Origin of the sequence: Burkholderia sp. BCC1988 (genome assembly GCF_905339895.1) — a bacterium.
Taxonomy (GTDB): Bacteria; Pseudomonadota; Gammaproteobacteria; order Burkholderiales; family Burkholderiaceae; genus Burkholderia.
The window spans coordinates 39188-56226 of sequence record NZ_CAJPHA010000028.1; the positions used below are offsets into that span (position 1 = coordinate 39188).

General features: G+C 69.4%; 16 protein-coding genes. 9 read left to right on the forward strand and 7 right to left on the reverse strand.

Features of this window, described 5'->3' with window-relative positions; genetic code table 11:
- Positions 1-2 precede the first annotated feature (2 nt).
- From U4012_RS30975 to U4012_RS30985, 3 genes are read left to right on the forward strand one after another with little or no spacing between them, the layout of a single operon-like run.
- The gene (locus U4012_RS30975) at positions 3-1001 is read left to right on the forward strand and encodes an ABC transporter ATP-binding protein (protein ID WP_044848857.1); all 999 of its coding nucleotides are present in this window, start codon (positions 3-5) and stop codon (positions 999-1001) included.
- Positions 998-2014 (forward strand): peptide ABC transporter ATP-binding protein, encoded by a 1017-nt coding sequence (locus U4012_RS30980; protein ID WP_124570738.1) that lies wholly within the window; start codon positions 998-1000, stop codon positions 2012-2014. Before U4012_RS30975 ends, U4012_RS30980 begins: the two co-directional genes overlap by 4 nt.
- On the forward strand, positions 2007-3152 hold the full coding sequence (locus U4012_RS30985) for a TraB/GumN family protein (protein WP_321803233.1): 1146 nt from the start codon (positions 2007-2009) through the stop codon (positions 3150-3152). Before U4012_RS30980 ends, U4012_RS30985 begins: the two co-directional genes overlap by 8 nt.
- Before the next feature lie 570 nt (positions 3153-3722).
- Here U4012_RS30985 and pxpA read toward each other — a convergent pair.
- Genes pxpA through pxpB form a run of 3 tightly spaced genes read right to left on the reverse strand, consistent with a single transcriptional unit; the run spans position 3723 to position 6262 of the window.
- A complete protein-coding gene (gene pxpA, locus U4012_RS30990) occupies positions 3723-4487 on the reverse strand; it encodes a 5-oxoprolinase subunit PxpA (RefSeq protein ID WP_321803235.1) in 765 nt (254 codons plus the stop codon).
- 54 nt (positions 4488-4541) lie between these two features.
- Positions 4542-5609, reverse strand: a complete 1068-nt coding sequence (locus U4012_RS30995; RefSeq protein WP_124520540.1) for a biotin-dependent carboxyltransferase family protein — start codon at positions 5607-5609, stop codon at positions 4542-4544.
- Positions 5606-6262 carry a 5-oxoprolinase subunit PxpB gene (gene pxpB / locus U4012_RS31000; RefSeq protein WP_321803238.1) on the reverse strand — a complete coding sequence of 219 codons (657 nt, stop codon included), beginning with the start codon at positions 6260-6262 and terminating at the stop codon, positions 5606-5608. The genes U4012_RS30995 and pxpB overlap by 4 nt, the downstream gene beginning before the upstream one ends.
- Before the next feature lie 148 nt (positions 6263-6410).
- Between pxpB and U4012_RS31005 the strand changes: the two genes are divergently transcribed.
- Complete coding sequence (locus U4012_RS31005; protein WP_044847863.1) at positions 6411-6923, forward strand: winged helix DNA-binding protein; 513 nt, start codon at positions 6411-6413, stop codon at positions 6921-6923.
- A gap of 71 nt (positions 6924-6994) precedes the next feature.
- Here the strand turns inward: U4012_RS31005 and U4012_RS31010 are convergent, their stop codons facing one another.
- Positions 6995-7600, reverse strand: a complete 606-nt coding sequence (locus tag U4012_RS31010; RefSeq protein ID WP_321803240.1) for a 5-formyltetrahydrofolate cyclo-ligase — start codon at positions 7598-7600, stop codon at positions 6995-6997.
- 8 nt (positions 7601-7608) lie between these two features.
- Here U4012_RS31010 and U4012_RS31015 point away from each other — a divergent pair, with 8 nt between their 5' ends.
- From U4012_RS31015 to U4012_RS31030, 4 genes are read left to right on the forward strand one after another with little or no spacing between them, the layout of a single operon-like run.
- Positions 7609-9561 (forward strand): lytic transglycosylase domain-containing protein, encoded by a 1953-nt coding sequence (locus U4012_RS31015; protein ID WP_124486656.1) that lies wholly within the window; start codon positions 7609-7611, stop codon positions 9559-9561.
- Between the two features lie 57 nt (positions 9562-9618).
- Positions 9619-10581, forward strand: a complete 963-nt coding sequence (locus U4012_RS31020; protein ID WP_044847866.1) for a complex I NDUFA9 subunit family protein — start codon at positions 9619-9621, stop codon at positions 10579-10581.
- Positions 10582-10635: 54 nt separating this feature from the next.
- Positions 10636-11283 carry a glutathione S-transferase family protein gene (locus U4012_RS31025; RefSeq protein ID WP_124486655.1) on the forward strand — a complete coding sequence of 216 codons (648 nt, stop codon included), beginning with the start codon at positions 10636-10638 and terminating at the stop codon, positions 11281-11283.
- Positions 11280-12521, forward strand: coding sequence for a multifunctional CCA addition/repair protein (locus tag U4012_RS31030; RefSeq protein ID WP_044847868.1), 1242 nt, complete (start codon positions 11280-11282; stop codon positions 12519-12521). The genes U4012_RS31025 and U4012_RS31030 overlap by 4 nt, the downstream gene beginning before the upstream one ends.
- Before the next feature lie 272 nt (positions 12522-12793).
- Here U4012_RS31030 and U4012_RS31035 read toward each other — a convergent pair whose 3' ends face one another.
- Entirely contained in the window at positions 12794-13606 is an 813-nt protein-coding gene (locus U4012_RS31035; RefSeq protein WP_321803245.1) for a helix-turn-helix domain-containing protein, read from the reverse strand.
- Between the two features lie 435 nt (positions 13607-14041).
- Here U4012_RS31035 and U4012_RS31040 point away from each other — a divergent pair, with 435 nt between their 5' ends.
- Complete coding sequence (locus U4012_RS31040; protein ID WP_321803247.1) at positions 14042-15892, forward strand: M24 family metallopeptidase; 1851 nt, start codon at positions 14042-14044, stop codon at positions 15890-15892.
- A 246-nt stretch (positions 15893-16138) separates the two neighbouring features.
- On the opposite strand, the gene U4012_RS31045 is transcribed toward U4012_RS31040, so the two are convergent.
- On the reverse strand, positions 16139-16579 hold the full coding sequence (locus U4012_RS31045; protein ID WP_039317824.1) for a flagella synthesis protein FlgN: 441 nt from the start codon (positions 16577-16579) through the stop codon (positions 16139-16141).
- Positions 16580-16664: 85 nt separating this feature from the next.
- The gene (gene flgM, locus U4012_RS31050; RefSeq protein ID WP_124520534.1) at positions 16665-16997 is read right to left on the reverse strand and encodes a flagellar biosynthesis anti-sigma factor FlgM; all 333 of its coding nucleotides are present in this window, start codon (positions 16995-16997) and stop codon (positions 16665-16667) included.
- Positions 16998-17039 lie beyond the last annotated feature (42 nt).

Sequence of the window (17039 nt, forward strand, 5' to 3'; positions counted from 1 at the left end):
CCATGAGCCAAGATCTACTGACTATCCGCAATCTCGCGGTGAACTTCAACGGCCTGCCCGCGGTCGACCGGATCAACCTGTCGATCGCGCCGGGCGAGGTGGTGGGCGTCGTCGGCGAATCGGGCTCGGGCAAGAGCGTGACGATGATGGCGCTGATGGGCCTGATCGATGCGCCGGGCAAGGTGACGGCCGACGAGGTCACGTTCAACGGCGTGGACCTGCTGAAGGCGTCGCCGAAGGCGCGCCGCAAGATCGTCGGCAAGGACATTGCGATGGTGTTCCAGGACGCGCTGACGAGCCTGAACCCGAGCTACACGGTCGGCTACCAGATCAAGGAGGTGCTGAAGCTGCACGAAGGCCTGCGCGGCGACGCGCTGCACCGGCGCGCGCTCGAGCTGCTCGACCAGGTCGGCATTCCGGATGCGAAGAACCGCATCACGGCGTTCCCGCACCAGATGTCGGGCGGCATGAACCAGCGCGTGATGATCGCGATGGCGGTCGCGTGCAACCCGAAGCTGCTGATCGCCGACGAGCCGACCACCGCGCTCGACGTGACGATCCAGGCGCAGATCATGGACCTGCTCGTGAAGCTGCAGAAGGAGCGCGGGATGGCGCTCGTGCTGATCTCGCACGACCTGGCCGTCGTGTCGGAGGTCGCGCAGCGCGTCGCGGTGATGTATGCGGGCGAGGTCATCGAGACCAATCGCGTGCCGGACATCTTCCGTGCGCCGCATCATCCGTATACCGAAGCGCTGCTCGCGGCGATTCCCGAGCACAATCAGGGGGCGCGTCGCCTTGCCGCATTGCCGGGCATGGTGCCGGGCCGCGATGATCGCCCGTCCGGGTGCCTGTTCGCGCCGCGCTGCAAGTACGTCGTCGACGATTGCCGCAAGGCGCGTCCGGCGCTCGATACGCTGGTGCCGGCCAACGATGCGATGCGCGCGCGCTGCATCAAGCCGCTCAATGTTTCCAACCTCGACCTGACGGGAGGCGCACGATGAATGCAGTCCACGAAACGCCTCGCGTGCCGCACGACGAGGAAGCGGTGCTGGTCGCCGACCGGCTCGCGAAGCACTACACGGTCAAGCGCGGGATGTTCGGGCAGGGCACCGTGAAGGCGCTGAACGGCGTGTCGTTCACGCTCAAGCGCGGCAAGACGCTCGCCGTCGTCGGCGAGTCCGGCTGCGGGAAATCGACGCTCGCGCGCCAGCTCACGATGATCGAGACGCCCACCTCGGGCCACCTGACGATCGACGGCAAGGACGTGGCCGGCGCGAGCCGCGAGACGGTCGCCGACCTGCGCCGCCGCGTACAGATGGTGTTCCAGAACCCGTTCGCGTCGCTGAACCCGCGCAAGACCGTCGAGCAGACGCTCTCCGAGCCGCTCGAGATCAACGCGAACCTGACGGCCGCCGAACGCGCGCAGCGCGTCGCGCAGATCATGCGCACGGTCGGCCTGCGGCCCGAGCACGCGAAGCGTTATCCGCACATGTTCTCGGGCGGCCAGCGCCAGCGGGTCGCGATCGCGCGCGCGATGATCCTCGATCCGCGGATCGTGGTCGCCGACGAACCGGTGTCCGCGCTCGACGTGTCGATCCAGGCGCAGATCCTGAACCTGTTCATGGACCTGCAGGAGCAGTTCAAGACGAGCTACGTGTTCATCTCGCACAACCTGTCGGTGGTCGAGCACGTCGCCGACGACGTGATGGTGATGTACTTCGGCAGCGTCGCCGAGCTCGGCGACAAGGCGACGATCTACGCGCATCCGCGCCATCCGTACACGCGCGCGCTGATGTCGGCGACGCCGGCGATCTTCGAGGAAGACCGCCGCGTGCAGATCAAGCTGCAGGGCGAGCTGCCGTCGCCGCTCAATCCGCCGTCGGGCTGCGCGTTTCACCAGCGCTGCCCGTACGCGGTCGAGCGCTGCCGCGTCGAGGAACCGCAGCTGCGCGACGTCGACGGACGCCGCGTGGCCTGCCATCGCGCCGAGGAGGTAGGGGAGGTGAATGCCTGATGGTTTGGCGGCGCGCGCGCCTGGCGTGCGCCGTTCGGGGGGCGGCCGCGCGCGCGTGATGCGCGCGTGCCGCAATGCACGGCGCTGGAGCGTGCGCACGGTCACGGGCGCGGCGCTGGCCGGCGCGTGCGTGGCGGCCAGCGTGCTGGTCCCGGTCGACGCCGCGCGTGCCGAACGGCGCGCGCCGGCGAGTTCGCCGATCCATCCGTCGCAGGTTCCGCCGCCCGGCATGAACCTGCCGGGTTTCCACGTGCCGTCCGTGTCGAACGGCACGGTCGCGCGCGGCACGGTGCGCGTGCAGCCCGCGCGCATGCCGTTCTATGTCGCGACCCGGGGCAGGGTCACGCTGTACGTGCTCGGCACGCTGCACACGGGCGACCCGTCCGACTATCCGCCCGCGCAGCCGTTCAGGCCGCGCATCCTCGCGGCGCTCGCCGCGTCGCCGACGCTCGCGCTCGAACTGTCGCCGGATGATCTCCTCGAATCGCAGGACGACGTGTCGAAGTACGGCGTGTGCCGCTACCCGTGCCTGCAGCGCCTGCTGCCCGAGCCGCAGTGGCAGCGCCTCGCGGCGCGCCTGCGCGGCAACCCGGCCGCGCTCGCGGAGATCCGCCGGATGCGGCCGTGGCTCGCGGCGCTGGTCGTCGAAACCTACGACTCGCTGGCGGCCGGCCTGCAGACCGAGTACGGCACCGAGGCGCAGTTGCAGAACGTGTTCCTGAAGAAGAAGGGCGGCCGCGTGATCGGGCTCGAGGCGCTCGCCGAGCAGATGCGCGCGTTCACCGGGCTGACGCTCGCCGAGCAGCGCGAGATGCTCGCGCAGGACATGGTGCAGACCCCGGCGCAGAACGCCGACGACATCAAGGCGCTGCACCGGCTGTGGCGAATTGGCGACGCCGACGCGATCTCGGCGTGGGCGGTCGCGAAGAGCGAGCGGCTGGCCCGTTCGAAGGCGCTGTCGGCGTCGATCGACAACAAGATCCTGTACGAGCGCAACCGGCGCTTCGTTGCACGGATGACGGCAATCGCCGCGCCGAACCGGCCGGTATTCGTGGCCATCGGCGCGCTGCATCTGGGCGGCCCGCGCGGCGTGCTCGAATTGTTGCGCCAGCAAGGGTATCAGGTCGACGCGAACTGATCGCGCCGCGCACCGCGCGCCGATCCTCCCCTGTTTGATCGACGAGATGCATGCGCTGCGAGGCCCCCGCGCGGCCGCGCGACTCGATAAGGAAAACCCTCGAATCTTCAGGAAATAGCGTTTAAAACGATTGACATCCGGTTCTGCCAATCTCTATTCTTCATCCCACAAGTTGAAAAAATGAAAAGAATAGATAAGTTCTACGGGGTAGCAGAAAACAAAGCGCGGGGTTGGCGTAGCCGGCACGTCTGTAACGTGCCGGCCGCGGAGTGTCTGCATGCACGGCGGGGCCAAACATCGTCGGCACAACAAATGCATGCGACAGACTTGCGGCATAAGCAACGTTCCGTCGTCCGACCGGGGGAAGCAGCAAGCGGGCGGCGGCGGACGTTTTTTGATCCGGAGCATGTTTCCGGTCACCGTCGACAGACGGTTTCGGGGGGCGAATCGACAGACGGCGAAGTCCGCGGCGATTGCGCCAACAGAAAAGCGCCACGAGGGCGCTTTTTTCTTTTGTGGCGGCGGTTTTCGACCTGCGACGGCTGAGCGCTTCGACGACGCGTCACGCCATCATGCGTCTTCCCCGGCCTGCAGCGCGCCGGGCGCGACGACGTCGACACCCGCCGCTTCGAGCGCCGCGCGGATCCGTTTCGCGAACGCGAGCGCATGCGGGCCGTCGCCGTGCAGGCAGACCGTCTGCGCGTTGAGCGGCACCCACTCGCCGCTCACTGCCCGCACCTGCCGCTCGCGCACCATGTCGAGCGTGCGCGCGAGCACCGCATCTTCATCGTCGATCAGCGCGCCGGGCTGGTTGCGCGGCACGAGCGAGCCGTCCGCGCGGTAGCCGCGATCGGCGAACACTTCCTCCACCGCGGCGAGTCCCGCGTGGCGCGCGGCCGCGACGAACACGCTGTTCGCGAGCCCGAACACGGCCAGCGACGGATCGAAGTCGTGGATCGCGGACACCACCGCGTCGGCGATCAGCGGGTCGCGCGCGGCCTGGTTGTACAGCGCGCCGTGCGGCTTCACGTGCGCGATGCGGCCGCCCTCGGCCTGCGCGATCGCCGACAGCGCGCCGAGCTGGTACAGCACGCCCGCATAGATGTCGCCGGCCGGCAGCTGCATTTCCTTGCGGCCGAAATTCTCCGGGTCGTGAAAGCTCGGGTGCGCGCCGATCGACACGCCTTTCTGCACGGCCCAGCGCACGCAGTCGCGCATCGCATTGGCGCCGCCTGCATGCCAGCCGCACGCGATGTTCGCCGACGTGACGAGGTCGAGCAGCGCCTCGTCCGATCCGCATCCTTCACCGAGATCGGCATTCAGATCGATTTCCATGATGTTCCTCGTCCACGGGTGCGTGGCGCGTCCTTCGTCCTGCTTCCGTCATTGTCACGCTGCGCGCGATTGCGCGCGGCGGCGCGTTTCCTCGCGCATCTCGATCGCGACGTCGATCTGGCGCAGATAGGCACGTTCTGCGACCAGGGCGGCGCGCGCGGCGTCGGGTGTCGTGCGCACGAAGCGGATCGGCAGGTTGAGCCGCGCCTGTGCGAGTTTCCAGAGATCCGCGCGGATCACCGTGCCGATCTTCGGATAGCCGCCGGTGGTCTGCGCGTCGTGCATCAGCACGATCGGCTGGCCGTTCGGCGGCACCTGAATCGTGCCGGGCAGCACCGCGTGCGACAGCAGCTCGACCGGCCGCTCGCGCACCAGTTCGGCGCCGGCGAGACGATAGCCCATCCGGTTGCTGTTCGCGGTGACGAGCCATTCCTCGTCCCAGAACGCCTGCTGCGAATCGGCCGCGAACGACGCGTAGTCGGGGCCCGGCAGCACGCGCACGGGCATCGCCCACGGCGCATGCGCGGGCCGGTGGCGGCGCGGCGGTTCGTCGACGCGCACGAACGCGCACCACGCGGGCGCCTTCACGCCGAATTCGGGCGCGTCGGCCGCGAGGCAGCCGGCGCCGGCCGGCGGCACGCCGACCGGCAGCCGGTCGCCGTCGCGCAGTGCGCGGCCGCCGAGGCCGCCGAAGCGCGACGCGAGATCGGTGCTGCGCGAGCCGAGCATCGGCAGTACGTCGATGCCGCCCGCGATGCACAGGTAGCCGCGCATGCCGCGTTTCGCGGCCGGCAGCACGAGCGTCTGGCCGGCGTCGACCGGCAGGCTCCACCAGGAATACACGGGCCGGCCGTCGAGCGTCGCGCCGAATTCGGTGCCGGTGATCGCGATGCGCGTCGCGCGCGTGAAGCGGAACGCGGCCGGGCCGATCGTGATTTCGACGGCCGCCGCGTCGGGGCGGTTGCCGACGAGCCGGTTGCCGACCTCGAGCGCGAGGCCGTCGAGCGCGCCGCCCTGCGCGACGCCGAGATGGCGCGTGCCGCGGCGGCCGAGATCCTGCACGGTCGACAGCGGGCCGGCGCGGACGACCTCGATCGTGCCCGGTGCGGTGTTCTGGCTCATGTCGCGTCGACTCCGGCAATGGTGAAGCGCACGCGGTCGCCGGGCAGCAGCAGCGTGGGCTGCGGCCGCGCCGGGTCGAACAGCACGTGCGACGTGCGGCCGATCAGCTGCCAGCCGCCGGGCGACGTGGCCGGATAGATGCCCGTCTGCGCACCGCCGATGCCGACCGAGCCGGCCGGCACCTCGAGGCGCGGGGCCGCGCGGCGCGGCGTGTGCAGCGACGCATCGAGGCCGCCGAGATACGCGAAGCCCGGCTGGAAGCCGACGAAGAACACGACGTAGGCGCCGGCCGCGTGGCGCGCGACGACTTCGTCGGCCGACAGCCCGGTGTGCGCGGCGACGGCGGCGAGGTCGGGGCCGGCGGCACCGCCGTATTCGACCGGGATGTCGATTTCCCGGCCGTCCGCGTGCTCGATATCGGCGGTTTCCCACGCGTCGCGCAGCGCCGGCGTGAGCGAGTCGGCCGTCGTGGCGAGCGCGTCGAACACGATCGTCAGGTTGTTCATGCCCGGCACGACGTCGATCACGTCGGGCCACGCGCGCGCGACCTCGGCGACGGCCCAGACGCGGCGCTGGCAATCGAGCGTGGCGGGCGGCGGTACCTCGCAGACGAGGGCGGCATCGCCGAGCGGATAAATGCGGGGTTGCGTCATCGGACTGGCACGGTTCGGACGGCAATGTTAGCGCACATTGTCAATAAAATATCGACAACTTCCCAATAAGCGTTTTCGCCTAGCCCGTATGTCCGGGCTTCTGGCGTACACTCGGCACACCCTGTCATCCGGCTTGCTCCGCCTTTCCATGAAGCGTCCTGCGACCAAGATCGTGTCATCCGAACACCTCGTTTCCGATTCGAGCGCGGAGCTGTCGGAACTCGAATACGGGCTCATCATGGCCGGCAACGCATTCAACCGCTGGATGGTGCGCTGCATGTCGGCCGCGGGCGCGAAGGACATGACGGCGGTCGAGGTGTCGCTGCTGCATCACGTGAGCCACCGCGAACGCAAGAAGAAGCTCGCCGACATCTGCTTCGTGCTCAATATCGAGGATACGCACGTCGCGACCTATGCGCTGAAAAAACTGATCGCGCGCGGCTATGTGAAGAGCGAGAAGAGCGGCAAGGAAGTGTTCTTCTTCGCGACCGACGCGGGCCGCGAGCTGTGCCTGAAGTATCGGGAGGTGCGCGAGCACTGCCTGATCGAGACGCTCAAGGACAGCGGCCTCACCAACGAGCAGATCGGCGACGCGGCGCAGTTGCTGCGCCACGCATCGGGCCTCTACGACACGGCCGCGCGCGCGGCGGCGTCGCTGTAAACGATTGCGGACGGGAGGGTGAGCGCGGTGACGCGCGGCATGCCGCTCACGCAGCAGCGCGCGCCGCGTCATCAGGCGGCCGGGTAAAGCGCGCCGTCGGTCACGATCCAGCGCATCGCGAGATCGTGCGCCTCGGCCGGCAGCGCATCGACGCGGCACGCTTCATACGCGATGCCGACCGTCACCGGCAGCGTGTCGCCGGGCCACACCGCGAGCGTGCGGTCGTAGTAGCCGCCGCCATAGCCGAGCCGGTAGCGCTGCAGATCGAATCCCACGCACGGAATCAGCAGCAGGTCGGGCACGACGACGACGCCCGACGCCGGTTCCGGAATCCGGTGATGGCCTTCGCGCATCGGCGTATCCGCATCCCACGCATGGAACGCGAGCGGCGTGTGACGCTCGCCGATCACCGGCAGCGCGGCGCGGCGGCCCGCGCCGGCCGCGGCCCACGCGAGCACCGCGTCGCGCGCGTCGAATTCGCCCGGCAGCGGCCAGTAGAAGCCGACCGTCGCGGGCGCGAGGCGCTCGAGCAACAGGCGCAGCCGCGCGTCGAGCGCGGCGTTCGCGGCGGGCTGCGACGCGGCGTCGCGACGCGCGCCGGACAGCGTTTTGCGCAGTGCAACCTTCGGGTTCGGCACAGGGTTGCATGCTATGCTTTCGCTCACTTCGTGCTCCATTCATAACGATGTCGAACAGCCTTTTCCGAGTATATCGCGCGGTCGCGCTCACGCTTTCGGCCGCCGCGCTCGTCGCGGGCACGGCCGCGTGCGCCGCACCGGGCGACGACACGCTCGCCGGGGACGACCAGATCTTCGTGCAGCTGCGCGAGGCCGCGCGCCGCAACGACGCCGCGAAGGCCGCGCAGCTCGCGTCGATGATCCCGAACTATCCGGTCCCGTCCTACGTCGAGTATTTCCAGATCAAGCCGCAGCTGTTCGATTCGACCGGCCGCGCACGCGTCGACGCACCGGACGCGCCGGTGCAGTCGTTCCTGCAGCGCTACGACGGCCAGGCGATCGCCGACCGCCTGCGCAACGACTACCTGCTCGTGCTCGGCGCGCGTCACGACTGGCGCAACTTCGACGACCAGTACAAGCGCTTCGTGCTCGACGACGACACGCAGGTCAAGTGCTACGCGCTCGAATCGCGCGCGGCGCGCGGCGAGAACGTCGCCGAGGCGGCGCGTGCGCTGCTCGTCGAGCCGAAATACTACGGCGACGCCTGTGTCGACCTGATTACGGCGCTCACCGTCAACCAGCAGTTCACGAGCGACGACGTGTGGCAGCAGGCGCGCCTCGCGTACGAGCAGAACTACACGACGCTCGGCGGCAAGATCGTCGACGCGCTCGGCGCGCGCCCGGTCGGTTTCGACCAGGCGACCAGCGCGCCGCCGCTGTACCTCGCGCGCGGCGTCGGCCCCGACGCGGCATCGCACCAGCTCGCGCTGATCGCGCTCGGCCGCATGGCGCGCAACGATCCGGACGCGGCGGCCGGGATGCTGACGTCGATCGCCGGCTCGCTGACGAAGCAGGAGCAGGCGATCGCGTGGGGCGCGATCGGCTACCAGGGCGCGATCAAGCGCTCGGCGCTCGCGTCGGTCTGGTATGCGAAATCCGCGAACGCGCCGCTGTCGAACCCGGGCTACGAATGGCGCACGCGCGCCGCGCTGCTCGCCGGCAATTGGCCGATGGTGCGCTGGTCGATCGAACAGATGCCGCCGTCGCTGCGCGACGATCCGGCATGGATCTACTGGCATGCGCGCGCGCTCAAGCAGAGCGGCGACACGCTGCAGGCGAACCAGGAATTCGAGCAGGTCGCGGGCCAGTACAACTTCTACGGGCAGCTCGCCGGCGAAGAGCTTGGCCAGCGCACGTCGATCCCGCCGCGCACGAAGGTGAGCGATGGCGACATCGACGCGATGAGCAAGATCCCGGGCTTCGCGCTCGCGCAACGCTTCTACGGGCTGAACCTGCGTCTCGAAGGCAACCGCGAATGGAACTGGCCGCTGCGCGGGATGACCGATCGCCAGCTGCTCGCGGCCGCAGAATACGGCAAGCGCATCGACCTGCTCGACCGCACCGTCAACACGGCCGACCGCACGAAGGCCGAGCACGACTTCACGCTGCGCTACCCGTCGCCGTACCGTGACATCGTCGAGCGCTACGCGCAGTCGTCGGGCCTCGACATCGAATGGGCATACGGGCTGATCCGCCAGGAGTCGCGCTTCATCACGAACGCGCGTTCGTCGGTCGGCGCGGGCGGCCTGATGCAGCTGATGCCGGCTACCGCGCAGCTCGTCGCGAAGAAGCTCGGGATGGGCACGATCACGCGTGCGCAGATGCACGACATCAATACCAACATCCAGCTCGGCACCTGGTATCTGGCGGACATCTACAACAACTTCGACAGCTCGCCGGTGCTGGCAACCGCCGGCTACAACGCGGGTCCGGGCCGGCCGCGCCAGTGGCGCCAGGTGTTGACGCAGCCGGTCGAAGGCGCGATCTTCGCGGAGACGATTCCGTTCAACGAGACGCGCGACTACGTGAAGAACGTGCTGTCGAATACCGTCTACTACGCGGCGCTCTTCGAGGGCAAACCGCAGTCGTTGAAGAAACGCCTAGGCATGATCTCGCCCTGATCCGCAATCTTCACACTGCCGCGCGAGACGCGGCAGTGTTCTTTTGAGGACCCGAACATGGATCGCCAGACCGTCGCGCTGCTGGGCGGCACCGGCTTCATCGGCAGCCGGCTCGTCAACGCGCTGATCGACGCCGGCAAGCAGGTGCGGATCGGCACGCGGCGGCGCGAGCACGCACGCCACCTGCAGATGCTGCCGGTCGAGATCGTCGAGCTCGACGCGCTCGATACGCGCACGCTCGCCCGGTTCGTCGCCGGCGCGCATGCGGCCGTCAATCTCGTCGGCGTGCTGCACGGCGGCCGCGGCACGCCGTACGGGCCCGGGTTCGAGCGCGCGCACGTCGCGCTGCCGGCCGCGCTGGCCGCCGCGTGCGTCGAAGTCGGCGTGCGGCGCGTGCTGCACATGAGCGCGCTCGGCGCCGATTCGCACGGCCCGAGCATGTACCAGCGCTCGAAGGGCGACGGCGAGGCCGCGCTGCATGCGGTCGCGGCGACCGATTCGCTCGCGCTGACGATCTTCCGCCCGTCGGTCGTGTTCGGCCCCGGCGACGCGTTCCTGAACACGTTCGCGAACCTGCAGCGCACGCTGCCGGTGCTGCCGCTCGCGATGCCCGATGCGCGCTTCCAGCCGGTGTTCGTCGGCGATGTCGTGCGCGCGTTCGTCAACACGCTGGATCTCGCGGCCGCGCACGGCAAGACCTACGAACTCGGCGGCCCGACCGTCTACACGCTCGAGCAGCTGGTGCGCTATTGCGGCACGCTGGTCGGCCGGCAGGCACGCATCGTGCGGCTGCCCGACGCGCTCGCGCGGCTGCAGGCGAGCGTGTTCGAATGCCTGCCCGGCGAGCCGGTGATCACGCGCGACAATCTCGCGTCGATGTCGGTGCCGAACGTGCTGTCCGGGCCGCTCGCACCGGAACTCGGGATCTCGCCCGCGAGTCTCGAGAGTATCGCGCCCGCGTATCTCGGCCATGCCGCGCGGCGCTCCCGCTTCGACTGGTTCCGCTCGCGCCGCCGCTAGGCGCCGCGGACCGTCGCTTCCGTCATTCACTTTCGCGCTTTCCGGAACACCGCCATGAAACTCGTCATTGGAGACAAGAACTACTCGTCGTGGTCGATGCGGCCGTGGCTGCTGCTCGCGCATTTCGGCATCCCGTTCGACGAGATCGTGATCGAGCTGCGCCGCGACGACACGGCCGCGCGCATCCGCGAGTATTCGCCGACCGGCAAGGTGCCGTGCCTGATCGACGACCACGGCGTCGCGATCTGGGATTCGCTCGCGATCGCCGAGACGCTCGCCGAGCGCTATCCGCAGTTCCCGATGTGGCCGGCCGATCCGCTCGATCGCGCGCATGCGCGCTGCATCTCGGCCGAGATGCATTCGGGCTTCGCCGCGCTGCGCACGCAGATGGGAATGAGCGTGCGCGCGTCGATGCCGGGGCGCGGCGCGACGCCCGAGGCGCTCGCCGACGTCGCGCGCATCGACGCGCTGTGGAGCGCGTGCATCGAGGCCTCGGGCGGCCCGTTCCTGTTCGGCGAATTCGGCATCGCCGATGCGATGTATGCGCCCGTCGTGATGCGCTTCAACACGTATGCGCCGGCGCTGTCGCCGGAAGCGGCCGGGTATGCGGCGCGCGTGACGGCACTGCCGGCGGTGCAGCGCTGGATCGATGGCGCGCGCCGCGAAACCAACGTGATCGCCGAATACGAACCGACGCCATGAACATCTACGCAGTAGGCGGAGCGATCCGCGACGAATTGCTCGGCGTGCCGGTGCAGGACCGCGACTACGTGGTGGTGGGCGCGACGCCCGAGCAGATGGCCGCGCAGGGCTTCCGGCCGGTCGGCAAGGATTTCCCCGTGTTCCTGCATCCGGGCACCCAGGAGGAATACGCGCTCGCGCGCACCGAGCGCAAGACGGCGGCCGGCTATCACGGCTTCCAGTTCTACTATGCGCCGGACGTGACGCTCGAAGAGGACCTCGCGCGGCGTGACCTGACGATCAACGCGATGGCGCGCGAAGTGAGCCCGGAGGGCGCGCTGGTCGGCCCGGTGATCGATCCGTTCGACGGACAGGCCGACCTGCGCGCACGCGTGTTCCGGCATGTCGGCGACGCGTTCGTCGAGGATCCGGTGCGGATCCTGCGGATCGCGCGCTTTGCCGCGCGCTTCGCCGATTTCACGGTCGCGGACGACACGCTCGCGCTGATGCGGCGGATGGTCGACGCGGGCGAAGCGGATGCGCTGGTGCCCGAGCGCGTGTGGCAGGAGATCGCGCGCGGGCTGATGGAGGCGAAACCGTCGCGGATGTTCGCGGTGCTGCGCGACTGCGGCGCGCTCGCGCGCATCCTGCCCGAGGTCGACGCGCTGTGGGGCGTGCCGCAGCGCGCCGACTATCACCCGGAAGTCGATACCGGCGTGCACGTGATGATGGTCGTCGACTATGCGGCGAAGCAGGGCTATTCGCTGCCGGTGCGCTTCGCGGCGCTCACGCACGATCTCGGCAAGGCGACGACGCCCGCCGACGTGCTGCCGCGCCATGTCGGCCACGAAGGCCGCAGCGTCGACCTCATCAAGCCGCTGTGTGAGCGGTTGCGCGTGCCGAACGATTGCCGCGATCTCGCGCTGGTGGTCGCGCGCGAGCACGGCAACCTGCATCGCGTGATGGAAATGGGCGCGGCCGCGCTGGTGCGCTTCTTCGAGCGCAGCGACGCGCTGCGCAAGCCGGCGCGCTTCGCCGAGATGCTGCAGGCGTGCGAAGCGGATGCGCGCGGCCGGCTCGGGCTCGACACGCAGCCGTATCCGCAGGCCGAGCGGCTGCGCGTGGCGCTGGTGGCGGCGCGCAGCGTCGACGCGGGCGCGATCGCGCGCGGTGTCGGCAACGATGCGATGCAGATCAAGGACGCCGTGCATCGCGCGCGGGTCGAGGCCGTCAAACAGGCGCTGGCGATCGCGGAATAGGCGGGGGAATCGGGGCGCGGACTGGGCTGGGAACCGGGCTGTGAACTGGGTTGCGAACCGGCTTGGGAGCTGGGTTGCAAACCGGGCCGGGAATCGGACTGGGAACCGGCTTGCGAACCAGGGGTGCGAACCGGGCCGCGAACCGGGCCGCGAATCGGGCTGCGAATCGGGCTGCGAATCAGGCCGTGAATCAGGCCGTGAATCGATTCCGCAAATCGATTCCGCAAATCGTGCGGACCGCGCCGAGCGGTGCGCCGCCCGGCCGCCAGCCGTCATTTCTTCATGCGCTCGGCGGTGCGGCGCGCCGGCGTGGCGGCAGCCGGACGTTTGCCGGTGGCCGCGCGGGACTTCCCGGCAGCCGTCTTGGCCGCGGCGCGGGCCGGTTTGTCGGCGGGCTGCGCGGCGTCCGCGTCGCGCTCCCGCTTCGGAGCCGGTTCGCGGCGGCTCACGCGCGGCTCGCCCGGGGTCGCGCCGGCATCGCGCGCGAGCAGCCTGATTTTCATCGCGGCGGACCCCAACTCGGCGCAGTTGTCGTCGAAGAGGGGCAGCGTGCCGACCGCGATCAGCTCCGCGGGCCCGTCGCCGACGTTCGCGACGCGATGGCGCTTCCTCGCGTCGAAGTGCAGCGAATCACCGGGCGACAGCGGGTAATCCTTCTTGTCGATCGTGTAGCAGAGCCGGCCGGTCAGCACGTACACGAACTCGTCGCCGCCGTGCGCGACCCATTCCGACCGGTAGCCCTCCATCATCCGGACCTTGAGCGCGTTGATCTGGCTGCCGTCGAAGGTGGTGGACAGGCGCTCGTACCACTGCGACGCGGCGTCGACCGCGTACGGTTCGCGGCGGCCCGCGTGCGAGTCGGGCTGCGCCTGGCGCGGCTGGTCGATCAGCGTGCTGAGCGGTACGTCGAGCGCTTTCGCGACGTTGACGAGCGATGACAGCGAGATGCCGGTCAGATGGCGCTCGACCTGCGACAGGAACCCGACCGACAGGTTCGCTTCGGTCGCGACTTCCAGCAGCGTTTTCTTCGCTTCCCGGCGCAGGCGGCGAATGCGCTGGCCGATACGCATGATGTCTGAATCCATGGATCTCTTTCGTGGCAACGAGTCGGGAGGCGAGCGAGGGGGGCGGTGCAGTCGCCGGACGTTGCCGTTCCGCGAATCGCACGAAGCACGGCCGTCGGGACGACGATGCGGGCGCATTGTACCGCGCAGTCGCGCCGGTCCGCCGCCACGCCGCGCACGGCGGTGCCGCCGTCGCGCACCGCACGCACCGGCAATTTTAGCCCTACGAAAATTTTAGCTTGACCTCAATTTCACCGTGCTCTAGATTCTGTCGCACGCATCAAACAAAGTTAAGTGAGACAAAAATTTTCCCGAGAGCCTGCTGCGGGAACGGCACCACGGCCCGGCTGCCCGCCGGGTCGCGAGTCGTCCGCGCGCGGGCAGCGTGCCGGGTGAGGCGGGCGCCATGCCGCGTGACGCCGCCGGCCGCCGACAACAATCCATAACGGGTATCCGATGATCGATCGACTGAAATACAGCTTCTCCGGCCTTCCCCCGTACGACGCGTCCGTCGCCGACACGCAGGCCGGCCTGTCGCGCCTGCTCGACGCCGCCCGGCTCGACGCGGTCGTGGTCACGTCGCAGGACGAGTACATCACCGAATACCTGCCGCGCCGCAACAACCCGCGCTACGCGCTGTCGGGCTTCGACGGCTCGGCCGGCTGCGGCATCTTCCTGAGCGCGGCGACCGCCGAGGCTCTCGGCGTGCCGCCGTTCGTGCTGTTCGTCGACGGCCGCTATCACCTGCAGGCCGAACAGCAGTGCGACCCGGCGCGCGTGCGCATCGAGAAGCTCGGCATGAACGTGACGATCTGGCAGGCGCTGGCCGACTGGCTGCTCGCGCACGCGAGCCGGCTCGCGCGGGTCGGCTACGACGCGCTGCGGATCAGCGTCGCGCAGCGCGACCGGCTGGTCGCGCAGACGCAGGCGGCGTCGCTCGACTGGACGGGCCTCGTCGAGCGCGAGATCGACCGCGCGATCGCGCTGCCGGGCTGGGTGGTCGAGCGGCCGATCTTCGAGCTGCCGGACGCGATGACCGGCGCGAGCGTCGCGCAGAACCTCGACGCGCTGAACCGGCGGCTCGCCGCGCACACGGGCGCTGCGCCCGGCACGACCGCGTTCTTCACGTGCGCGTCGGACGACCTCGCGTACCTGCTGAACAGCCGTGGCTATCACATCCCGAATGCGTCGTCGCACCTGGGCTTCCTGTTCGCTATCGGCGAGCAGGTCGCGCTGTTCCTGCCGGAGGGCTGCGACCGCTGCCCGGTCGAACTGGCGTCGTATCCGGCGCTGCACGTGATCCGGCGCGACTTCGCCGAACTCGAGCGCTTCCTCGCGCGGTTCGCGGTCGAGCACGTGTGTTACGGCTTCGAGTCGGTCAACTGCGCGCTGGTCGAGTCGGTGCGCCGCGTGTGGCCGCACGCGCGGCACGCCGACTTCAACCCGGTCGAGGCGCTGCGCGCCTGCAAGACGCCGGCGGTGCTCGACCGGTTCCGCGACGCGTTCGCGCGCAGTTCGGCGGCGATCGCCGAAACGATGCGCTGGGCGAAGGCCGGCGAGCCGGGGCAGCGCCATACCGAGTACGACCTGGCCCGCACGATCAACGACGCGTACGGCGCCCGCTCGGCGGTCGCGCTGACGTTCCCGTCGATCGCGGCGAACGGCGCGAACAGCGCGTTCGCGCACTACACGGCGGCGAGCGCCGACGTCGAGCTGACCGAAGGCGAACTCGTGCTGCTCGACAGCGGCGCGTATTACGACGCCGGTTTCGCGACGGACTGCACGCGCGTCGTGCTGCGCCGCACGCGGCCGGAGACGGTCGCGCAGCCGTGGCAACGCGAGATCTACACGGTCGCGCTGAAGGCCTGCATCAAGGGGCTCGTCACGCGTTTCCCGAAGACGGCGACGGGCGGCGACGTCGATGCGGCGGTGCGCCAGGTGTGCCGCGACCACGGCTACGATTTCGGTCACGGCACCGGGCACGGCGTCGGGATCCACGTGCACGAGGGCGGCGTGCGGTTCGCGCCGGGCGCGCAGTACGGGCTGGTGCCGAACGCGGTGATTTCGGTCGAGCCGGGCATTTACGTGGCGGGCAAGGGCGGCGTGCGGATCGAGAACATCGTGATCGTGCGCGCGGACGACGAAGCGTCGGACACCGTCGCGTTCGAGAACATCGTCACGGTCGGCTACGACTGGGACCTGATCGACGTCGAACTGCTGAACGACGACGAGCGCGCATACCTGCGCGACTACGAACGGCTTTGCGTGGAACGCGGCACGCAGGTCACTGCGTGTCCGCTGCTGTAAGGCGGGGAAGGGGCGCGCGGCCGCAGGCGGGCCGCGCGATGCACGCGCGGCGCGTCGATGCGCCGGCGTGATCGGTCCGTCGGGAATCCGTACGTCAGAGAATCGGTACGTCAGAGAATCGGTACGTCAGAGAATCGGTACGTCAGTGAAACGGTACGTCAGGGAATCGGTGCGTCAGGGAATCGGTGCGTCAGGGAATCCGTACGTCAGGGAATCAGTACGTCGGAGATTCAGTACGTCGGAGAATCAGCGCATCAGCGCCGATACCCGCCCGTCGGGCCCGTAGACGCCGGCCGGCGCGGGCGCCGAGCGCAGCACCGCGAGCGCGCGCTCGTTGTAGTCCATCCGGATCCGGATCAGCATCCCGTTGGTCGCATTGGCCTGGCGCGCGCGTTCGGCGGCCTGCAGCAGCAACTGCCAGCGGCCGGCGAGGCGTGCGTCGCGCTCGGCGGCCTGGTCCATCCCTTTCTTGCCGGCCGGAAAGCCGAGCGCGGACAGCTGCGTGTCGCGCGTGCGTTCGAGCTGCGCGAGCCGGTCGATCAGCGCGCTCTTTTTCTCGACGATGCCGGGCAGCATTTCAAGCGGCTCCGGCGTCGTCAGCGCCTTTTCCTCGTAGGCGAGCAGGGACGCGAACGCTTCGACCGTCGCGTGTTCGTCGTTGACCGTGGCCAGCAGCTCTTCTCTCATCGCGTCATGCTCGTCGCGCCGGCACGCGGGGCCGCATGCCGGCAAACCAGGGGACCGGTCAGGGCGTGACGGGCCCCGGGCCGGCTCAGTTGCCCTGCGAGCGCTGCTGTTGCAGCAGGTCGCGGGCGGTATTCAATACGCCGTCGGCGATCTTGTTCACGTCGATCGTCAACGTGCCGTTGTTCAGCGCGTCCTTGATCGACTGGACGAGGGCCGTGTCGATGTCGGCGCTGCCGGAGGCCGACAGCGAACGCAGCTGGCCGGACAGACCCGACAGGTTCACGCTCGCGTCGCCGCCGGTCGATCCTGCGTCGGCCGCCTGCGCGGACGACGACGAAGCCGCGCCGGATTGCGCGCGGGCCGCGCCGTTGCCGGTCGACGCGAGTGGGCTCGGGTTCGGAGTGGAATCGATCTTCACGGTGGGTTTCCTGGACGGTATGACCCAGATAACGGCCGGGTC